Source organism: Pseudomonas sp. NPDC089395 (genome assembly GCF_044749525.1).
Classification (GTDB): Bacteria; Pseudomonadota; Gammaproteobacteria; order Pseudomonadales; family Pseudomonadaceae; genus Aquipseudomonas.
Genome location: NZ_JBIVID010000001.1, coordinates 461,871 through 480,430, shown reverse-complemented (window position 1 = coordinate 480,430; position 18,560 = coordinate 461,871). Strand labels below are relative to the sequence as shown.

Annotated in this window: 16 protein-coding genes; 1 reads left to right on the top strand and 15 read right to left on the bottom strand. The window is 63.2% G+C overall.

Annotation, left to right across the window (positions count from 1 at the left end):
• Nucleotides 1-53 precede the first annotated feature (53 nt).
• From ACIPZG_RS02185 to ACIPZG_RS02160, 6 genes are all read right to left on the bottom strand, one after another.
• Nucleotides 54-692: a protein-L-isoaspartate(D-aspartate) O-methyltransferase gene (locus ACIPZG_RS02185; protein WP_400639368.1), complete on the bottom strand. Its 639-nt coding sequence runs from the start codon at nt 690-692 to the stop codon at nt 54-56.
• Nucleotides 693-730: 38 nt separating this feature from the next.
• The gene (gene surE, locus ACIPZG_RS02180) at nt 731-1,480 is read right to left on the bottom strand and encodes a 5'/3'-nucleotidase SurE (protein WP_008099650.1); all 750 of its coding nucleotides are present in this window, start codon (nt 1,478-1,480) and stop codon (nt 731-733) included.
• On the bottom strand, nt 1,468-2,526 hold the full coding sequence (truD, locus tag ACIPZG_RS02175; protein WP_400709756.1) for a tRNA pseudouridine(13) synthase TruD: 1,059 nt from the start codon (nt 2,524-2,526) through the stop codon (nt 1,468-1,470). The genes surE and truD overlap by 13 nt, the downstream gene beginning before the upstream one ends.
• Nucleotides 2,523-2,996: a 2-C-methyl-D-erythritol 2,4-cyclodiphosphate synthase gene (ispF, locus tag ACIPZG_RS02170; RefSeq protein ID WP_400709753.1), complete on the bottom strand. Its 474-nt coding sequence runs from the start codon at nt 2,994-2,996 to the stop codon at nt 2,523-2,525. Before ispF ends, truD begins: the two co-directional genes overlap by 4 nt.
• 107 nt (nt 2,997-3,103) lie before the next feature.
• Complete coding sequence (gene fghA, locus ACIPZG_RS02165; RefSeq protein ID WP_400709750.1) at nt 3,104-3,958, bottom strand: S-formylglutathione hydrolase; 855 nt, start codon at nt 3,956-3,958, stop codon at nt 3,104-3,106.
• A gap of 8 nt (nt 3,959-3,966) precedes the next feature.
• A complete protein-coding gene (locus tag ACIPZG_RS02160; protein WP_400639277.1) occupies nt 3,967-5,079 on the bottom strand; it encodes an S-(hydroxymethyl)glutathione dehydrogenase/class III alcohol dehydrogenase in 1,113 nt (370 codons plus the stop codon).
• A gap of 106 nt (nt 5,080-5,185) precedes the next feature.
• Between ACIPZG_RS02160 and ACIPZG_RS02155 the strand changes: the two genes are divergently transcribed.
• Nucleotides 5,186-6,091, top strand: a complete 906-nt coding sequence (locus ACIPZG_RS02155) for a LysR substrate-binding domain-containing protein (RefSeq protein ID WP_400709747.1) — start codon at nt 5,186-5,188, stop codon at nt 6,089-6,091.
• 103 nt (nt 6,092-6,194) lie between these two features.
• On the opposite strand, the gene ispD is transcribed toward ACIPZG_RS02155, so the two are convergent.
• The 9 genes from ispD to lpxB all read right to left on the bottom strand — a co-directional run bounded on the left by ispD (nt 6,195) and on the right by lpxB (nt 18,560).
• A complete protein-coding gene (gene ispD, locus ACIPZG_RS02150; protein ID WP_400709744.1) occupies nt 6,195-6,902 on the bottom strand; it encodes a 2-C-methyl-D-erythritol 4-phosphate cytidylyltransferase in 708 nt (235 codons plus the stop codon).
• Nucleotides 6,899-7,180: a cell division protein FtsB gene (gene ftsB, locus ACIPZG_RS02145; RefSeq protein WP_008099637.1), complete on the bottom strand. Its 282-nt coding sequence runs from the start codon at nt 7,178-7,180 to the stop codon at nt 6,899-6,901. The genes ispD and ftsB overlap by 4 nt, the downstream gene beginning before the upstream one ends.
• Before the next feature lie 162 nt (nt 7,181-7,342).
• Nucleotides 7,343-8,632, bottom strand: coding sequence for a phosphopyruvate hydratase (gene eno / locus ACIPZG_RS02140; RefSeq protein WP_008099635.1), 1,290 nt, complete (start codon nt 8,630-8,632; stop codon nt 7,343-7,345).
• A 196-nt stretch (nt 8,633-8,828) separates the two neighbouring features.
• Nucleotides 8,829-10,457 (bottom strand): CTP synthase, encoded by a 1,629-nt coding sequence (locus ACIPZG_RS02135; RefSeq protein ID WP_008099634.1) that lies wholly within the window; start codon nt 10,455-10,457, stop codon nt 8,829-8,831.
• 269 nt (nt 10,458-10,726) lie between these two features.
• Nucleotides 10,727-12,007: a tRNA lysidine(34) synthetase TilS gene (gene tilS, locus ACIPZG_RS02130; protein ID WP_400709742.1), complete on the bottom strand. Its 1,281-nt coding sequence runs from the start codon at nt 12,005-12,007 to the stop codon at nt 10,727-10,729.
• Between the two features lie 132 nt (nt 12,008-12,139).
• Entirely contained in the window at nt 12,140-13,087 is a 948-nt protein-coding gene (locus ACIPZG_RS02125; protein WP_400709740.1) for an acetyl-CoA carboxylase carboxyltransferase subunit alpha, read from the bottom strand.
• 105 nt (nt 13,088-13,192) lie between these two features.
• Nucleotides 13,193-16,717 carry a DNA polymerase III subunit alpha gene (gene dnaE, locus ACIPZG_RS02120; RefSeq protein ID WP_400709737.1) on the bottom strand — a complete coding sequence of 1,175 codons (3,525 nt, stop codon included), beginning with the start codon at nt 16,715-16,717 and terminating at the stop codon, nt 13,193-13,195.
• 90 nt (nt 16,718-16,807) lie between these two features.
• Nucleotides 16,808-17,431 carry a ribonuclease HII gene (gene rnhB / locus ACIPZG_RS02115; protein ID WP_008094890.1) on the bottom strand — a complete coding sequence of 208 codons (624 nt, stop codon included), beginning with the start codon at nt 17,429-17,431 and terminating at the stop codon, nt 16,808-16,810.
• A gap of 1 nt (nt 17,432) precedes the next feature.
• Nucleotides 17,433-18,560 carry a lipid-A-disaccharide synthase gene (gene lpxB / locus ACIPZG_RS02110; RefSeq protein WP_400709734.1) on the bottom strand — a complete coding sequence of 376 codons (1,128 nt, stop codon included), beginning with the start codon at nt 18,558-18,560 and terminating at the stop codon, nt 17,433-17,435.

Below are 18,560 nucleotides of genomic sequence, written 5' to 3'. Positions count from 1 at the left end.
TAGACAGGGCGAAACGGCAAGAATTCTTCGCCGCTGGAAATATTCCGTCTGGCTCAGGCCAACGGGCCATTGAGCAATGGCACGAAACGCACCGCGCCCAGTACGCGCTGGGAAAAACCCTGCTCTTCACGGACGATCAGCATCAGGTGTTGCACCTCGCCAGCCGGCCCCACCGGGATCACCATGCGACCGCCGGGTGCCAGTTGGTCAAGCAGGGCCTGCGGCACTTCCGGGGCCACCGCCGTGACGATGATGCCATTGTAGGGAGCCAGCGCCTGCCAGCCATCGCAACCGTCGCCCCAGCGAAATACCACGTTGCGCAGGTTGAGCTCGAGCAGGCGTTCCTTGGCCCGGTCTTGCAGGACCTTGATCCGCTCTACCGAGAAAACCCGTTCGACCAGCTGGGCCAGGATCGCGGTCTGATAGCCAGAGCCGGTGCCGATCTCCAGCACCTTGTCCAGCGGCCCGGCCTCCAGCAGCAGTTCGCTCATGTGCGCAACCATGAACGGCTGGGAGATGGTCTGGTTGTGCCCGATCGGCAACGCGGTGTCTTCGTAGGCGCGATGGGCCAGGGCCTCATCGACGAACAGGTGGCGCGGGGTACGGCGGATGGCATCGAGTACCTTGGGGTTGGACACCCCTTCCTCGCTCAGGCGCTGGATCAGGCGCTCCCGGGTTCGCTGGGAGGTCATGCCGATACCACGATGCTGCAGATCGTCCTGTTCACGCATCAGAGCAGGCCCTCCAGCCAACCGTGGAGCTGCTCGAAGGCATCATTGAAGGTGCGGTCCAGCTGCAACGGGGTAATAGACACGTAACCTTGCATCACCGCATGGAAGTCGGTGCCAGGCCCGCCATCCTCGGCATCGCCGGCCACCGCAATCCAGTATCCCTCTTTGCCACGCGGGTTGACCACCTTTGTCGGAGCCGCCGCCCGCGCCCGATGACCGAGGCGGGTGAGCTGGATACCACGGATGTGCTCCAGCGGCAGGTTGGGGATGTTGACGTTGAGCACGGTGCGCGGGGGCAGCTCCAGGCGCGACTGCGCTTCCACCAGGCGGCGGGCGATGAAGGCCGCGGTCGGCAGGTTGTCGGGCAAGCGCGACAACAGCGAGAACGCCAGCGACGTGCCCCCCAGGAAGCGCCCTTCCAGTGCGGCGGCGACCGTGCCGGAATAGATCACGTCATCACCCAGGTTGGCGCCCAGGTTGATGCCCGAAACGACCATGTCCGGAGGTTCAGGCAGCAAGCCGTTCAACCCCAGGTGCACGCAATCGGTGGGCGTGCCGTTGAGGCTGATAAAGCCGTTGGCCAAGGTCTGCGGGTGCAGCGGCCGGTCCAGCGTCAGCGAACTGCCGGCGCCGCTCTTGTCTTGATCTGGGGCGATCACCACGCACTCGGCATAATCCGCCAGCGCACCATGAAGTGCGGCGAGGCCGGGTGCGGTAACACCGTCGTCATTCGAAATCAGAATACGCATGGGCTGTCCGTCTGCCCTGCCGGCACCAGATCGACGAGTTCGCGCACCACCACGGTGGCGAAGCATCCGGCCGGAAGGACGAATTCCAGTTGCAGGATATCAGGCTCGGGATAATGCCACGTCAAGCCGCCAATAGGGAGCCGCAGGATTCGCCGTTCGTGACTCATGCCTGCATTGGCCAGCCATTGGCAAAGAGCCGGGTGCTGCGCGGCGATCGCCGACTCCAACGTGCCGGTGCCACCGGCCGCAGGCGAAGGCCCTTCACCCCACATGGCGCCGGTCGGATGCAAGTCGAGAATGGCCAGACGCGGATCGGAGCATTCCTCTTCACCTGCCGGAAAGAAACTGCGGCTGTCGGTGAACGCCAACAGGTCGCCGACCTGGGCGCGCTGCCAGCTGCCATCGGCAACACGCGCCGCCAGCACCTGGTTGAACACATAACTGCGCGCCGCCGAGAGCAGGCGCGAACGCACGTTGCGCTGCTCTGGCAGGGCCTTGCGCGCAGCCCAGTCCTGGGCATCGTGAACGTTGCCGCCGCCATGGCCGAACCGCTGGCTACCGAAGTAGTTGGGTACGCCGTGTTGCTTGAGCCATTCCAGCCGCGCATCCAGTGCCTGGTGATCAGCCGCCAACCCGGTCAGGCGCAGGGTGAAGCCGTTCGCCGAATGGGCCCCGCGTTGCAGTTTGCGCTGGTGGCGCACCTGCTTGAGTACGCGCAGGGTTTCGTCTTCGGCACGCGACAGATCGGGGTCGGCCTTGCCTGGCAGGTGCAGGCTGAACCACTGGCGGGTCAGGGCCTGGCGGTCCTTGAGGCCGGCATAGCTGATGGCCCGCGCCGGCACACCTGCAGCACGCGCCAGGCGACGGGCCGCTTCTTCGGTGTTGAGGTCGCGCTTCTCGACCCACAGCCACAGGTGCTCGCCCTGGCCGGACAATGGAATGTCCAGGACTTCGTCGACCTGGAAGTCTTCCGCCACCGCCTTGAGCACGGCGCTGCCCAGGGATTCGCCCGATGCGCGCGGGCCCAGCAGATCCAGTTCGGTCATGCTGGCAGCAGCAGGGCGACCGCATGCACGGCGATGCCCTCCTCGCGACCGGTGAAGCCGAGTTTTTCGGTGGTGGTCGCCTTGACGTTGACCTGGTCGAGTTCGACCTGCAGGTCTTCGGCGATCAGTTGGCGCATGGTTTCGATATGCGGGGCCATCTTCGGCGCCTGGGCAACGATGGTGGCGTCGACGTTGCCGACCTTCCAGCCCTTGGCCAGAACGATGCCGACTACGTGGCGCAGCAGCACGCGGCTGTCGGCGCCCTTGAACTGCGGATCGGTGTCGGGAAAGTGCTTGCCGATGTCACCCAGCGCCGCAGCGCCAAGCAAGGCATCGCTCAGGGCGTGCAGCAGCACGTCGCCGTCGGAATGGGCCAGGAGGCCGTATTTGTGGGGGATACGCACCCCTCCCAGGGTAATGAATTCACCGTCGCTGAAACGGTGCACATCGTAGCCGTGGCCAATACGCATAGAAAAACGCCCTGATAGAGTCAGGGCGCAATTCTACCTGCTTTATGCAGTATTGGGGCTGCTTCGCAGCCCATCGCCGGCAAGCCGGCCCCCACGCCGATCGGGGCCTACAGGCGGCCCAGTGCCATCGCATGATGGCGCAAATGCTCATCGATGAAACTGGCGATGAAGTAATAGCTGTGGTCGTAGCCAGGCTGAAGGCGCAGGGTCAGTTCATGCCCGCCTTTGCGTGCCGCCTGCTCCAGCGCTTCAGGCTTGAGCTGCTTCTCCAGGAAATCATCACGATCACCCTGGTCTACCAACATCGGCGGGCACTCGCCCGCCGGGGTTTCGGCCAGCAGCACACTGGCATCCCACTCGCGCCAGCGGGCACGGTCTTCACCCAGGTAACGGCTGAAGGCCTTCTCGCCCCACGGGCAGTCCATCGGGTTGCTGATCGGCGAAAACGCCGACACCGAGCGGTAGCGCCCCGGGTTGCGCAAGGCGCACACCAATGCGCCGTGCCCACCCATGGAGTGGCCACTGATACTGCGCTGATCAGAGGCCGGGAAATGCGCCTCGATCAGTGCCGGCAGCTCCTGCACCACATAGTCGTGCATGCGGTAGTGCTGCGCCCAGGGCTGCTGGGTGGCGTTGAGATAGAAGCCCGCACCCAGGCCAAAGTCCCAGGCCCCGTCTGGGTCGCCCGGCACCTGCTCGCCACGCGGGCTGGTGTCGGGGGCAACGATGATCAGGCCAAGTTCGGCAGCCAGGCGCTGGGCGCCGGCCTTCTGCATGAAGTTCTCATCGGTACAGGTCAGGCCGCTGAGCCAGTACAGCACCGGCAGCTTCTCGCCCTGCTCGGCCTGCGGTGGCAGATAGACGGCGAACACCATGTCGCACCCCAGCACCTTGGAGTGATGCCGGTAACGCTTGTGCCAGCCACCGAAGCTCTTCTGGCAGGAAATGTTATCCAGGCTCATGACGGACCTCAGAAGTGAATCACGCTGCGGATGCTCTTGCCTTCGTGCATCAGGTCGAAGGCTTTGTTGATGTCTTCAAGGCCCATGGTATGGGTGATGAAGGTATCCAGTGGAATCTCGCCCTTCTCGGACATTTCCACGTAGCTTGGCAGTTCGCTGCGGCCACGCACGCCACCGAAGGCCGAACCGCGCCAGACACGCCCGGTCACCAGCTGGAATGGACGTGTAGCGATTTCCTGGCCGGCACCGGCCACGCCGATGATCACCGACTCGCCCCAGCCCTTGTGGCAGCATTCCAGGGCCGCGCGCATCAGTTGCACGTTGCCGATACATTCGAAGGAGAAGTCCACGCCACCGTCGGTGAGGTCGACGATCACTTCCTGGATCGGACGGTCGTAGTCTTTCGGGTTGATGCAGTCGGTAGCGCCCAACTGACGGGCGATTTCGAACTTGGCCGGGTTGATGTCGATGGCAATGATGCGCGAGGCCTTGGCCTTGACCGCGCCGATCACGGCCGACAGGCCGATGCCACCCAGGCCGAAGATGGCCACGGTGTCACCGGGCTGGACCTTGGCGGTATTGAGCACCGCACCGATACCGGTGGTGACGCCGCAGCCGAGCAGGCAGACCTTCTCCAGCGGAGCTTCCTTCTGGATCTTGGCCACGGAAATTTCCGGCAGCACGGTGTACTCGGAGAAGGTCGAGGTACCCATGTAGTGGAACAGCTGCTGCCCCTTGTAGGAGAACCGCGTGGTGCCATCCGGCATCAGGCCCTTGCCTTGAGTGGCGCGGATGGCCTGGCACAGGTTGGTCTTGCCCGAGCGGCAGAACTTGCACTGACCGCACTCGGGGGTATACAGCGGGATCACGTGGTCGCCAACGGCCACCGAGGTGACACCCTCGCCCACTGCCTCGACGATCGCGCCACCCTCATGGCCGAGGATCGACGGGAAGATACCTTCAGGGTCGGCACCGGACAGGGTGTAGGCATCGGTATGGCAGACACCACTGGCCACCACGCGCAGCAGCACTTCGCCAGCCTTGGGCATGGCTACGTCCACTTCGACGATTTCCAGGGGTTTCTTGGCCTCGAAGGCAACGGCAGCACGGGACTTGATCATGGGGGTCTCCAGGCAGAGGTTCAGTTCAGTCTTCCAGTGTAATTGATGCTTATTTGATGAATAATCCAGGCAAAGACAAAACATTATTGCCATTCAGGGATAATCGATGAGCAGTCGCTGGGAAGGGATCGACGAATTCGTCGCCGTGGCCGAGTCTGGCCAGTTCACTGCGGCGGCCGAGCGCCTGGGCGTGTCGTCGTCGCATATCAGCCGGCAGATCGCCCGGCTGGAAGAACGCCTGCAGACGCGATTGCTGTACCGCAGCACCCGACGCGTGACCTTGAGCGAAGCCGGGCAGACGTTCCTGCAACATTGCCAGCGCCTGCAGGACGGGCGCGAGGAGGCATTGCGGGCCATGGGTGACCTCGCCAGCGAGCCCAAGGGGCTGCTGCGCATGACCTGCGCGGTGGCCTACGGCGAGCGTTTCATCGTGCCATTGGTGACGCGTTTCATGGCGCTGTATCCACAGTTGCGGGTCGAGGTTGAGCTGAGCAATCGCACCTTGGACCTCCTGCACGAAGGCATGGACCTGGCCATCCGTCTGGGCCGGCTCGCCGACTCTCGGCTGGTGGCTACCCGCCTGGCACCACGGCGCATGTACCTGTGCGCGTCACCTGGCTATCTCGAACGGTACGGCAGGCCGCACAGCCTGTCGGAACTGGCCCGGCACAACTGCCTGGTGGGGAGTTCCGACCTGTGGGCGCTGCAGCAGGATGGCCGTGAAATCAGTCAGCGGGTACAGGGCAACTGGCGCTGCAACAGCGGGCAGGCGGTGCTGGATGCGGCGCTATTGGGCATGGGGTTGTGCCAGTTGCCGGATTACTACGTGCTGGAGCATCTGAACAGTGGTGCGCTGGTGTCGCTGCTAGAGGCGCATCAACCGCCGAATACGGCGGTGTGGGCGTTGTATCCGCAGCAACGGCATCTATCGCCGAAGGTCCGGCGGCTGGTGGACTATCTGAAGGATGGGTTGGCGGGGTTGCCGGAGTATCGGGGGGGGCTGATGGCATGAGCTGGATTTGCTGGCCTCTTCGCGGGGGACAATCCCGCTCCCACAGGGCTTGCATGTCCTTGTGGGAGCGGGCTTGTCCCGCGAAGAGGCCGGTACAGACTACTCAGCGACGCCCGGCCCAACGCTGGCGCAACCACTCCAGGTCTTCCGGCCGGGTCACCTTGATGTTGTCGCTGCGCCCTTCGATCAGCCGCGGTGCCTGGCCGGACCATTCGATGGCGGACGCTTCATCGGTCACCACCACATCGGACACCAGACACTCGGCCAGTGCCCTGTGCAAGGCCCCTAGGCGGAACATCTGCGGCGTATACGCCTGCCAGATGGTGCTGCGATCGACGGTAGCACTGACCCGGCCTTTGGCGTCCGCGCGCTTGAGCGTATCGCGCGCGGGAACTGCCAGCAGTCCACCTACCGGATCATCAGCCAATTCCGACAACAAACGGTCCAGGTCCGTGCGCGCCAGGTTCGGCCGCGCCGCATCGTGCACCAACACCCAGTCGCTGTCCGCGGCCCCTTGGGCATGCAGCATCAGCAAGGCATTGAGCACCGAGTCGGCACGCTCGCGTCCACCCGTTGCACGCTGGATGCGCGGGTCGCTGGCACAGGGCAAGCCAGGCCAGTAAGGGTCGTCTTCAGCAATGCTGACCACCACGCCCTTGAGCGCGGGATGGCCGAGAAAACAGTCGAGACTGTGCTCGAGAAGGGTCTGCCCCGCCAGTTGCAGGTATTGCTTGGGGCGGTCGGCAGCCATGCGAGCACCTACGCCCGCGGCAGGAATCACGGCCCAGAAGGCCGGTAGCGTTTCATTCATTTTTGCGGCAGCTGGAAGAGGGTTTCGCCCTCTTTGACCATTCCCAATTCATGACGAGCCCGTTCTTCCACGGTCTCCATACCTTTCTTGAGCTCCAGCACCTCGGCGTCGAGCACGCGGTTACGCTCCAGCAGCCGCTCGTTCTCGGCATGCTGCTCGTCGATCTGCTGCTTGAGCTCGGTCACTTGCGCCAGGCTGCCATTACCCACCCAAAGGCGGTACTGCAGGCCACCGAGCAGCAGGAGCAGGACAAGGAACAACCAATAGGGACTGCGCATCAAGGTATCCAGGTTAAAAAGACCACCGCAACGGGGCAAGTCTCAAATAGCACAAAGCCTGGCCGAGGCCAGGCTTCGTAGACAGAAACCCGCTTGAAGCGCCGGAAAATTCAGCACGAAAGTTCCGACAGCCTCGGCTGCTGTCTTTTTACCATCTCTTGCTTAGCCGCGAAACTCGGCACGACCACGGTAAACCGCTTTGGCACCCAGTTGCTCTTCGATGCGCAGCAGCTGGTTGTACTTGGAAACGCGGTCGGAACGGCACAGCGAGCCAGTCTTGATCTGGCCAGCAGCGGTACCTACGGCCAGGTCGGCGATGGTCGAGTCTTCGGTTTCACCGGAACGGTGCGAAATCACCGCGGTGTAGCCAGCAGCCTTGGCCATCTGGATGGCTTCCAGGGTTTCGGTCAGCGAGCCGATCTGGTTGAACTTGATCAGGATCGAGTTACCGATGCCCTTCTCGATGCCTTCCTTGAGGATCTTGGTGTTGGTCACGAACAGGTCGTCACCGACCAGCTGGACTTTCTCGCCGATCTTGTCGGTCAGGATTTTCCAGCCAGCCCAGTCGGACTCGTCCAGGCCATCTTCGATCGAGATGATCGGGAAGCGCTCGGTCAGGCCTTTCAGGTACTCGGCGAAGCCTTCGGCGTCGAACGACTTGCCTTCACCGGACAGGTTGTACTTGCCATCTTCGTAGAATTCGGAAGCCGCGCAATCCAGAGCCAGGGTCACGTCGGTGCCCAGCTTGTAGCCGGCTTTCTCGACGGCTTCGGCAATGGCAGCCAGAGCGTCTTCGTTGGAAGCCAGGTTCGGGGCGAAGCCACCTTCGTCACCCACGGCGGTGTTCAGGCCACGAGCCTTCAGCACAGCCTTGAGGTGGTGGAAGATCTCGGTGCCCATGCGCAGGCCATCGGAGAAGGTCTTGGCGCCAACCGGCTGAACCATGAACTCCTGAATGTCGACGTTGTTGTCGGCGTGCTCGCCACCGTTGATGATGTTCATCATCGGAACCGGCATCGAGTACTGGCCAGGGGTGCCGTTGAGGTTGGCGATGTGCGCGTACAGCGGCAGGTCCTGGTCCTGGGCAGCGGCCTTGGCGGCAGCCAGGGAAACGGCCAGGATGGCGTTGGCGCCCAGCTTGGCCTTGTTCTCGGTACCGTCCAGTTCGATCATGGCGCGGTCCAGGGCCTTCTGGTCGGAAGGGTCCTTGCCCAGCAGCAGGTCACGGATAGGGCCGTTGATGTTGGCGACTGCCTTCAGCACGCCCTTGCCCAGGTAACGGCTCTTGTCGCCATCACGCAGCTCCAGCGCTTCGCGCGAGCCGGTGGAAGCACCGGACGGCGCGCAAGCGCTGCCGATGATGCCGTTGTCGAGCAGTACATCGGCTTCCACGGTGGGGTTGCCACGCGAATCGAGAACTTCACGACCTTTGATGTCGACGATTTTTGCCATTGTTGTAAGCACTCCAGAATTGACGAAAACAACGCAGCTTTAGGAAATTCTTGCCTTGTGCCAGGCGGATATGCAGCAGGCAGGCCTGGCAGAAGCAGCCCCTGACCGGCGGGTCAGGGGCAGAACGGGCGGTACTTTACCCGAGAAATGAGCTTTGCGCGGTTTCTACCGTCGGAAAACTCATCAAAGCCTGAGGTCAGGCCTTGTTCTTCTGGGCCAGGGCCGCCTTGACGAAGCCGCTGAACAGCGGGTGGCCGTCACGCGGGGTGGAGGTGAACTCCGGGTGGAACTGGCAGGCAACGAACCATGGGTGGTCCTTGGACTCGACCACTTCGACCAGCGCACCGTCTTCGGAACGGCCCGAAACCACCAGGCCAGCGTCGACCAGTTGTGGCAGCAGGTTGTTGTTCACTTCGTAGCGGTGGCGGTGGCGCTCGGTGATCACGTCCTTGCCGTAGCAGTCATGCACCTTGGAACCGGCAGTCAGCTGGCAGTCCTGCGCACCCAGGCGCATGGTGCCACCCAGGTCGGAAGCTTCGGTACGGGTCTCGACGGCACCGGTGGCATCGGCCCACTCGGTGATCAGGCCGACTACCGGGTGGCCGCCGTTGCGGTCGAACTCGGTGGAGTTGGCGTCTTTCCAGCCCATCACGTTACGGGCGAACTCGATCACGGCCACCTGCATCCCTAAGCAGATACCCAGGTACGGCACCTTGTTCTCACGGGCGTATTGCACCGCGGTGATCTTGCCTTCCACGCCGCGCAGGCCGAAACCGCCCGGTACCAGGATGGCGTCGGCGCCTTCCAGCAGGCTGGTGCCCTGGTTCTCGATGTCTTCCGAGTCGATGTAGCGCAGGTTGACCTTGGTGCGGTTGGTGATGCCGGCGTGGCTCATCGCTTCGATCAGCGACTTGTACGCGTCCAGCAGCTCCATGTACTTGCCGACCATGGCGATGGTCACTTCGTGCTCAGGGTTGAGCTTGGCATCGACGACCTTGTCCCATTCGGACAGGTCGGCGCCATTGCATTGCAGGCCGAAGCGCTCGACGACGAAATCGTCCAGGCCCTGGGCATGCAGCACACCCGGGATCTTGTAGATGGTGTCGACGTCTTCCAGGGAGATGACCGCACGCTCTTCGACGTTGGTGAACAACGCGATCTTGCGGCGCGACGAAGCATCGACCGGATGGTCGGAACGGCAGATCAGCACGTCAGGTTGCAGGCCGATGGAGCGCAGCTCCTTGACCGAGTGCTGGGTCGGCTTGGTCTTGGTTTCGCCAGCGGTAGCGATGTAAGGAACCAAGGTCAGGTGCATCAGCATGGCGCGCTTGGAGCCCACTTCTACGCGCAGCTGACGGATCGCCTCGAGGAACGGCTGCGACTCGATGTCGCCCACGGTACCGCCGATTTCCACCAAGGCCACGTCGGCGTCGCCGGCACCCTTGATGATGCGACGCTTGATTTCGTCGGTGATGTGCGGGATGACCTGGATGGTCGCGCCCAGGTAATCACCACGGCGCTCCTTGCGCAGCACGTGCTCGTAGATACGGCCCGTGGTGAAGTTGTTGTTCTGGGTCATGGTGGTGCGGATGAACCGCTCATAGTGGCCCAGGTCAAGGTCGGTCTCGGCGCCGTCGTGGGTGACGAACACCTCACCATGCTGGAACGGGCTCATGGTGCCAGGATCGACGTTGATGTACGGATCCAGCTTGAGCATGGTGACCTTGAGCCCCCGCGCTTCCAGGATGGCCGCCAGGGAAGCCGAGGCAATGCCTTTCCCCAATGAAGAAACAACACCGCCCGTGACGAATATGTAGCGCGTCATGAAAAACCCTAGAAGTCTGCGTTAAGGCGGTTTGCGCCGCCGGAGAAAGCGAAGGAAGGCCGAAGCCCCCGATCACCTGCGTCAATCACAGTGCATCTCGAAAAACTGCCGCGTCTGTACAGACCAGGGGTATCCCCGGCATGGAGCTCGCTCGTCATTTCCAGAATCAGCCCAGCAAAAAACTGCGTGGTAATCGGCAACTGCCGTGTTTCCGAGGAAGCCACAGAAGTTGTATCAAGAAGGGAGGGTAGTCTACCGGAATGTACCCTTCAGCTCAAACCTTGCGCGTTCGTCGGCGGCTGCCAGTGCAGCTGGCAATCCGCCTGCCCGAGCGCAGGCAGGTTGGCCACCGCCAGCAAGCGCTCGCCGCAGTACAGCAAGGGCAAGCGCGGGCGCACGAAGTGCGGCACCTGCAACTCGTTAAGCAGGCGCTTGAGGTCGCGTCGGCCGCGGCCTGGGACGTCCAGCCATTCGCCGCCCTGACGGTAGGCGATATGCAGATTGCCATGGGCATGGCCCTGCAGTTGGACACGGCCGTTGCCGGGCAACGACAAAGGGGTTTCGGGCTGGTCCCAGCACAGAGCCCCAGTGACAGGCTGCAACCAGTCACCACTGAGCCACCAGATCCGGCCGTGACTGCGCACAAGGTGACCGTCTGTCAGCTGCCACACGGGTCGGGCGTCGATTGCAGCGTCGCGCAGATCCGCCCAGCCGGCCCAGTGACGGGTATCCGGCAACCGGGTTCGCGGGGCTAGCCAATACTGCAACGCATTACGCTGGCGCGCAGGCGACAACGCGACAAGCGGCGCAAGTTCGAGGGAATCCAGCCCTGGCCAGTTATCGGGTGCGCTCTCCCCGGCCAGTGCCAGGTCGCCCTCGGCTAGCTCGTCGAGCAGCCCTTGTGCCTCGCTCAGGTGCTCGGCACTGCGGGCAAGGTTCTGGCTGGCCTGTGGCCAACGCTGCTGCAGCAGCGGGAACACTTCGCCGCGCAGGAAATTGCGAGCAAAGGTCGTGTCGCTGTTGGAAGGGTCCTCGATCCAGATCAACCCGTGGGCTTGCGCATAGGCGTGCAGCTGTTTGCGTGAAATCGTCAGCAACGGCCGGACCAGCCTGCCCGGCCCCAGCGGACGCTGCTCCGGCATCGCGGATAGCCCTCGCAGGCCGGCACCGCGCAAAAGGCGGAAAAGCAGGGTTTCGGCCTGATCTTCGCGATGTTGGCCGGTGAACAGCACCTCGCCGGGGCCGAGAATGCGCTTGAATGCCGCGTAGCGGGCATCGCGGGCCGCTTGCTCAAGACTGGGGCCGGAGGCGACCTGGACGCGGATGACCGTGAGCTCGATGCCCAGCCGTTCACAGACAGCCTGGCAATGGTCTGGCCAGCTATCGGCGGCGCTTTGCAGGCCGTGGTGGACGTGGATGGCGTGCAGCCCAGGGGTTGCGTGGCTGCGGGCGTAGTCGGCCAGCAGGTGCAGGAGGACGGTGGAATCGAGGCCGCCAGAGAAGGCGATGTGCCAGGCAGGGGCATTGAGCCAGGAGGTGAGGTTGATCATGGGGGCCTCACTTGGCTTGAGATTGCCGGGGGCGCTTTGCACCCCAATCGCCGGCAAGCCGGCTCCCACACGTCCTTCCCCTGTGGGAGCCGGCTTGCCGGCGATTGGGGCGCAAAGCGGCCCCAGGCTCTATCAGAGGCCGTAGCTCATCAGGCGCTCGTAACGACGGGCCAGCAGCGCGTCGTGGTCGAACTTGCCGAGCATGTCCAACTGCTGGACCAGGTCGGCGCGGATGCTTTCGGACATCTTCGCCGGGTCACGGTGGGCGCCGCCCAACGGCTCCTGGATGACCTTGTCGACGATGTTCAGGCTCTTCAGGCGCTCGGCAGTAACACCCATGGCTTCGGCCGCGTCAGCCGCACGGTCGGCAGTCTTCCACAGGATCGAGGCGCAGCCTTCCGGCGAGATCACCGAGTAGGTGGAGTACTGCAGCATGTTCAGCTGGTCGCAGACACCGATGGCCAGTGCACCGCCGGAGCCACCTTCACCGATCACGGTGGCGATGATCGGGGTTTTCAGGCGCGCCATGACGCGCAGGTTCCAGGCGATCGCTTCGCTCTGGTTGCGTTCTTCGGCGTCGATGCCCGGGTAGGCGCCCGGGGTGTCGATGAAGGTCAGGATCGGCATCTTGAAGCGCTCGGCCATTTCCATCAGGCGGCAGGCCTTGCGGTAGCCTTCAGGGCGCGGCATGCCGAAGTTGCGGCGAACCTTTTCGCGCACTTCGCGGCCCTTCTGGTGGCCGATGACCATCACCGGCTTGCCATCCAGGCGCGCGGTACCGCCTACGATGGCGGCGTCGTCGGAGAAGTGGCGATCGCCGTGCAGCTCTTCGAACTCGGTGAAGATGTGATCCAGGTAGTCCAGGGTGTAGGGACGACGCGGATGGCGAGCCAGGCGCGCGATCTGCCAGCTGGTCAGGTTGCCGAAGATGCTTTCGGTCAGGGTGTTGCTCTTGTCTTGCAGACGGGCAATTTCATCGCTGATGTTCAGCGAGTTGTCGTTGCCTACCAGGCGCAGCCCTTCAATCTTGGCTTGCAGGTCGGCAATCGGCTGTTCGAAATCGAGAAAATTCGGGTTCATAGTCATCCGTCTTGGGTCTACGGCCAGGCGGCCGGCCGGTTGATCCGTTTGGCGCCTTACCTTAAGGGATCAGGCGCATTCAGGTCGAGATTAAATTTGGTCGGTTCAACGATATTGCAGGAAGACGTTCTCACGCCCGAACTGGTCACGCAGCGCCTGAATCAGGCCATCGGCCGGGTCGATCGACCATTGGTCGCCGAACTGCAGCATGGCCTTGGCGTCGCTGCCTGTGTATTCGAGCGTGATCGGGCATCCGCCGCGGTGACGAGTGATCAGCTCGCCCAGCCAGTTCAGGCGATCGCCCTTGAGGGCATCATGGGCCACCTTCAGGCGCAGGCTCTCGGCCAGCTTGGTACGGGCATCCTCCATGGTCATCACCTGCTTCACGCGCAGGCGCAGGCCACCGGAGAAGTCGTCATTGCTGACCTCGCCCTCGACAACCACCATCGCATCGTTCTGCAACAGCGCCTGGGCGCCCATGAAGGCATCGGCGAACAGCGACGCTTCGATGCGTCCAGAGCGGTCGTCCAGGGTGACGAAGCCCATCTTGTCGCCCTTCTTGTTCTTCATCACTCGCAGCGCAATGATCATCCCGGCGATGGTCTGCGTCTCGCGAGACGGCTTCAGGTCGATGATGCGCTGGCGTGCGAAGCGGCGGATCTCGCCCTCATATTCATCGATCGGGTGGCCGGTGAGGTAGACGCCAAGGGTGTCCTTCTCGCCCTTCAGGCGCTCCTTGAGGGTAAGTTCGCGCACCTTGCGATGGTTGGCGTAGACGTCGGAGTCCTCCTCGACGAACAGCCCGCCGAACAGGTCGACGTGACCGCTGTCAGCGGTGCGCGCGGTCTGCTCGGCAGCCTTGATGGCTTCTTCCAGGGCCGACAGCAAAGTGGCGCGATTGACGTCGATACTGGCGTGGTAAGCCTTGATCTCATCATGGAAGTGCGGCCCGAGGCGGTCCAGCGCGCCACTGCGGATCAGTGCATCGAGGGTACGCTTGTTGACGCGCTTGAGGTCGACGCGCTCGCAGAAGTCGAACAGGTCCTTGAATGGCCCGCCCTGGGTGCGCGCTTCGACGATAGCCTCCACCGGGCCTTCACCGACACCCTTGATGGCGCCCAGGCCATAGATGATGCGGCCGTCGTCATTGACCGTGAACTTGAACTCGGAGGCATTCACGTCCGGCGCATCGAGGCGCAGCTTCATGCTGCGCACTTCCTCGATCAGCACCACCACCTTGTCGGTGTTGTGCATGTCCGCCGACAGTACCGCGGCCATGAACGGCGCCGGGTAGTGAGTCTTGAGCCAGGCGGTCTGGTAGGAGACCAGGCCATAGGCCGCCGAGTGGGATTTGTTGAAGCCGTAACCGGCGAACTTCTCTACCAGGTCGAAGATGTTACCGGCCAGGTCCGCTTCGATATTGTTGGCGACACAACCTTCGATGAAACCACCGCGCTGCTTGGCCATCTCCTCGGGCTTTTTCTTACCCATGGCCCGGCGCAGCATGTCGGCGCCGCCAAGGGTATAGCCGGCCATGACCTGGGCAATCTGCATCACCTGTTCCTGATACAGGATGATGCCGTAGGTCGGAGCCAGCACAGGCTTGAGCCCTTCGTACTGGTAGTCGGAGTGCGGGTAGGCCAGCTCGGCGCGGCCGTGCTTACGGTTGATGAAGTCGTCCACCATGCCCGACTGCAGCGGACCGGGGCGGAACAGTGCCACCAGTGCGATGAGGTCTTCCAGGCAGTCGGGCTTGAGCTTCTTGATCAGCTCTTTCATGCCGCGCGATTCGAGCTGGAACACTGCCGTGGTCTCGGCCTTTTGCAACAGCTCGTAGGTCTTGCGGTCATCCAGCGGAATGAAGTCGATGTTGAGGTCGGGCAGGTTGTTCTTGGCCTGCTCGCGGTTGATCGTCTCCATCGCCCACTTGATGATGGTCAAGGTACGCAGGCCGAGGAAGTCGAACTTCACCAGGCCCGCCGCCTCGACGTCGTCCTTGTCGAACTGGGTCACCAGGCCGCCGCCCTCTTCGTCACAGGCGATCGGCGAGAAGTCGGTGAGCTTGGTCGGGGCGATAACCACACCACCGGCGTGTTTGCCGGTACCCCGGGTGACGCCTTCGAGCTTGAGCGCCATGTCCCAGATTTCGCGGGCATCTTCGTCGCCCTTGAGGAAGTCGCGCAGGATTTCTTCCTGCTCGTAGGCCTTCTCCAGGGTCATGCCCACTTCGAACGGAATCATCTTCGACAGACGGTCGGCCAGGCCGTAGGACTTGCCCTGCACCCGCGCCACGTCTCGCACCACCGCCTTGGCAGCCATGGTGCCGAAGGTGATGATCTGGCTGACCGCGTTGCGGCCATAGGCTTCGGCCACGTAATCGATCACCCGGTCCCGGCCATCCATGCAGAAGTCGACGTCGAAGTCGGGCATGGATACACGTTCAGGGTTGAGGAAGCGCTCGAACAGCAGGTCGTAGGCCAGCGGATCCAGGTCGGTGATCTTGAGCACGTAGGCCACCAGGGAACCCGCACCCGACCCCCGGCCAGGACCGACCGGCACGCCGTTGTTCTTGGCCCACTTGATGAAGTCCATAACGATCAGGAAGTAACCGGGGAAGCCCATCTGGATGATGATGTCCAGTTCGAACTTCAGGCGATCCAGGTAGACCTGTCGCTTCTCTTCGTAATTCGGCGTGGTTTCCTTGGGCCAGAGCACCGCCAGACGCTCTTCCAGGCCTTCGTGGGAAACGTGGCGCAGGTAATCGTCGATGCCCATGCCATTGGGCGTCGGGAAGTCAGGCAGGAAGTACTTGCCCAACTGCACCTGGATGTTGCATCGCTTGGCGATCTCGACCGTGTTGGCGATGGCGTCGGGCAGGTCGCTGAACAGCTCGGCCATTTCCTCGGCCGACTTCAGGTACTGCTGGTCGCTGTAGCCACGCGGACGGCGCGGGTCGTCGAGGGTCCAGCCTTCGCCGATGCAGACACGGGTTTCGTGGGCATCGAAGTCGGACTGCTTGATGAACCGCACGTCGTTGGTCGCCACCAGCGGCGCATCGAGCTTGTCGGCCAGGGCCACGGCAGCGTGCACGTACTCTTCGTCACCGGCGCGGTTGGTGCGCTGGACCTCGACGTAGAAGCGCTCGGGGAACATGCGCATCCAGTCGCTCAGCAGCGCTTCGGCTTCGCCGTCTCTGCCGGCCATCAGGGCCATGCCGATATCGCCTTCCTTGCCCGCGGAAAGGGCAATCAGGCCCTCGCTGGCCGAGGCGATCCAGTCACGCTGGAGGATGACCAGACCATTGCGCTGGCCGTCGGTCCAGCCCCGCGAAATCAGCTCGGTGAGGTTGCGATAGCCCTTGGGGTTCATCGCCAGGAAGCAGATACGCGAAAGCGGCGCCTCCGGGTCGGCGCCGGCCAGCCACAGGTCGGCACCGGAGATCGGCTTGATACCGGCGCCCATGGCGGTCTTGTAGAACTTTACCAGCGAGCACATGTTGCTCTGGTCGGTGATCGCCACCGCCGGCATGTTCATCCCCGCCAGCGCCTTGGCCAGCGGCTTGATCCGCACCAGGCCGTCAACCAGCGAGAATTCGGAATGGACGCGCAGGTGAACGAAGGGAACCGACATGGATGATCCTGTAGCAGTGCTGAACGACAAGGGCGGGATTGTAGCGTAAATGCGAGGGGGGGGTTGGGGCTGCAAAGCGGCCCTGATCGACTAGATCAGAGAATCGGTAACGCCTTCACGAGCTTCCCAGGCAGCCCGTACCGGTGCAAAGGAGCGCCGATGAATGGGCGTAGGCCCCAGTCGCGCCAGGGCTTCGAGGTGCACCGGCGTCGGGTAGCCCTTGTGCCCACCGATCCCGTACCCCGGATAGATCAGCTCGAACGCGCTCATCTCACGGTCACGGGTCACCTTGGCCAGAATCGACGCGGCGGCGATCGCCGGGACCTGGCTATCGCCCTTGATCACCGGCGCAGCCGGCACCGCCAGCTTGGGGCAGCGATTACCGTCGATCAGCGCGAGCTTGGGCGTAACACTCAACCCTTCAACCGCACGCTGCATGGCCAGCATCGTGGCTTGCAGAATATTCAGCCGGTCGATCTCCTCCACCTCGGCGCGAGCGATGCAAAAGCTCAGGGCTTTTTCGCAAATCTCGTCGAACAGCGCTTCACGCTTGGCTTCGGTCAGCTTCTTCGAATCGTTCAGGCCAAGAATCGGCCGCGCAGGATCAAGAATCACCGCGGCGGTCACCACCGCGCCACACAGCGGGCCACGGCCCACTTCATCGACACCGGCGACCAGGTCTTCGACCAGGTTGAAATCCAGTCCTATCTGCATATCAGCGAACCTTGAGCAAAGCCAGCACCGCATCCGCCGCCTGGTTGGAGGCGTCGCGGCGCAGGGTGCGGTGAATCTCGTCGAAGCGTTCGGTCTGCTGGCTGCCATCGGCCACCAAGGGCGCCAGGGCCGTGGCCAGGGCTTCACTGGTGGCGGCATCCTGCAGCAGCTCGGGCACCAGTTCGCGCTGGGCGAGCAGGTTCGGCAACGACACGTAGGGGCTTTTTACCAGACGCTTGAGAATCCAGTAGGTCAGCGGCGCAAGGCGGTAGGCCACGACCATCGGCCGCTTGTACAGCAAGGCTTCCAGGGTGGCAGTACCGGAAGCGATCAGTACCGCGTCACAGGCAGCCAGCGCCTGATGTGACTGGCCGTCCAGCAAGGTCAGTGGCAAGTCGCGTCCTGCGAGCATCTGCTCGACCTGCTCTCGCCGCGCGGCATTGGCACAGGGGAGCACGAAACGCACACCCGGCACCTGCTCGCGCAGCCGCTGCGCCGCATCGAGGAACAACGCGCCCAGCCTGCCGACTTCGCCGCCGCGACTGCCGGGCATCAATGCCACCAGCGGCCCTTCGGCCAGGCCAAGCGCCTGACGTGCTGCCAGACGGTCGGCGTCCAGCGGAATGGTATCGGCCAGTGGGTGGCCGACGAAACGCACGGGCACGCCTTGCTCTTCATAGAAGCGCGCCTCGAAAGGCAGCAAGGTCAGCATCAGGTCACAACCCTCACGGATCTTCAGCACGCGCTTCTGCCGCCAGGCCCAGACCGAGGGGCTGACGTAGTGCACGGTCTTGATCCCGACCTGGCGCAATTTCAGTTCGATATTGAGGGTGAAATCAGGAGCATCGATACCGATGAACACATCGGGCTTTTCGGCGATCAGCGTCTGGATCAGCGCTTTGCGCCGCTTGAGCAACTCGCGCAGGCGCCCGAGCACTTCGACCAGGCCCATGACCGCGAGGCGCTCCATGGGGAAGTACGACTGCAGGCCTTCGGCTTCCATCAGCGGGCCGCCGACACCAATGAATCGCACATCGGGATGGCGCGCCTTGAGGGCGCGCATCAAACCGGAACCGAGAATATCGCCGCTGGCCTCACCCGCGACCAGGGCTACGCAAAGCTGCGCCAT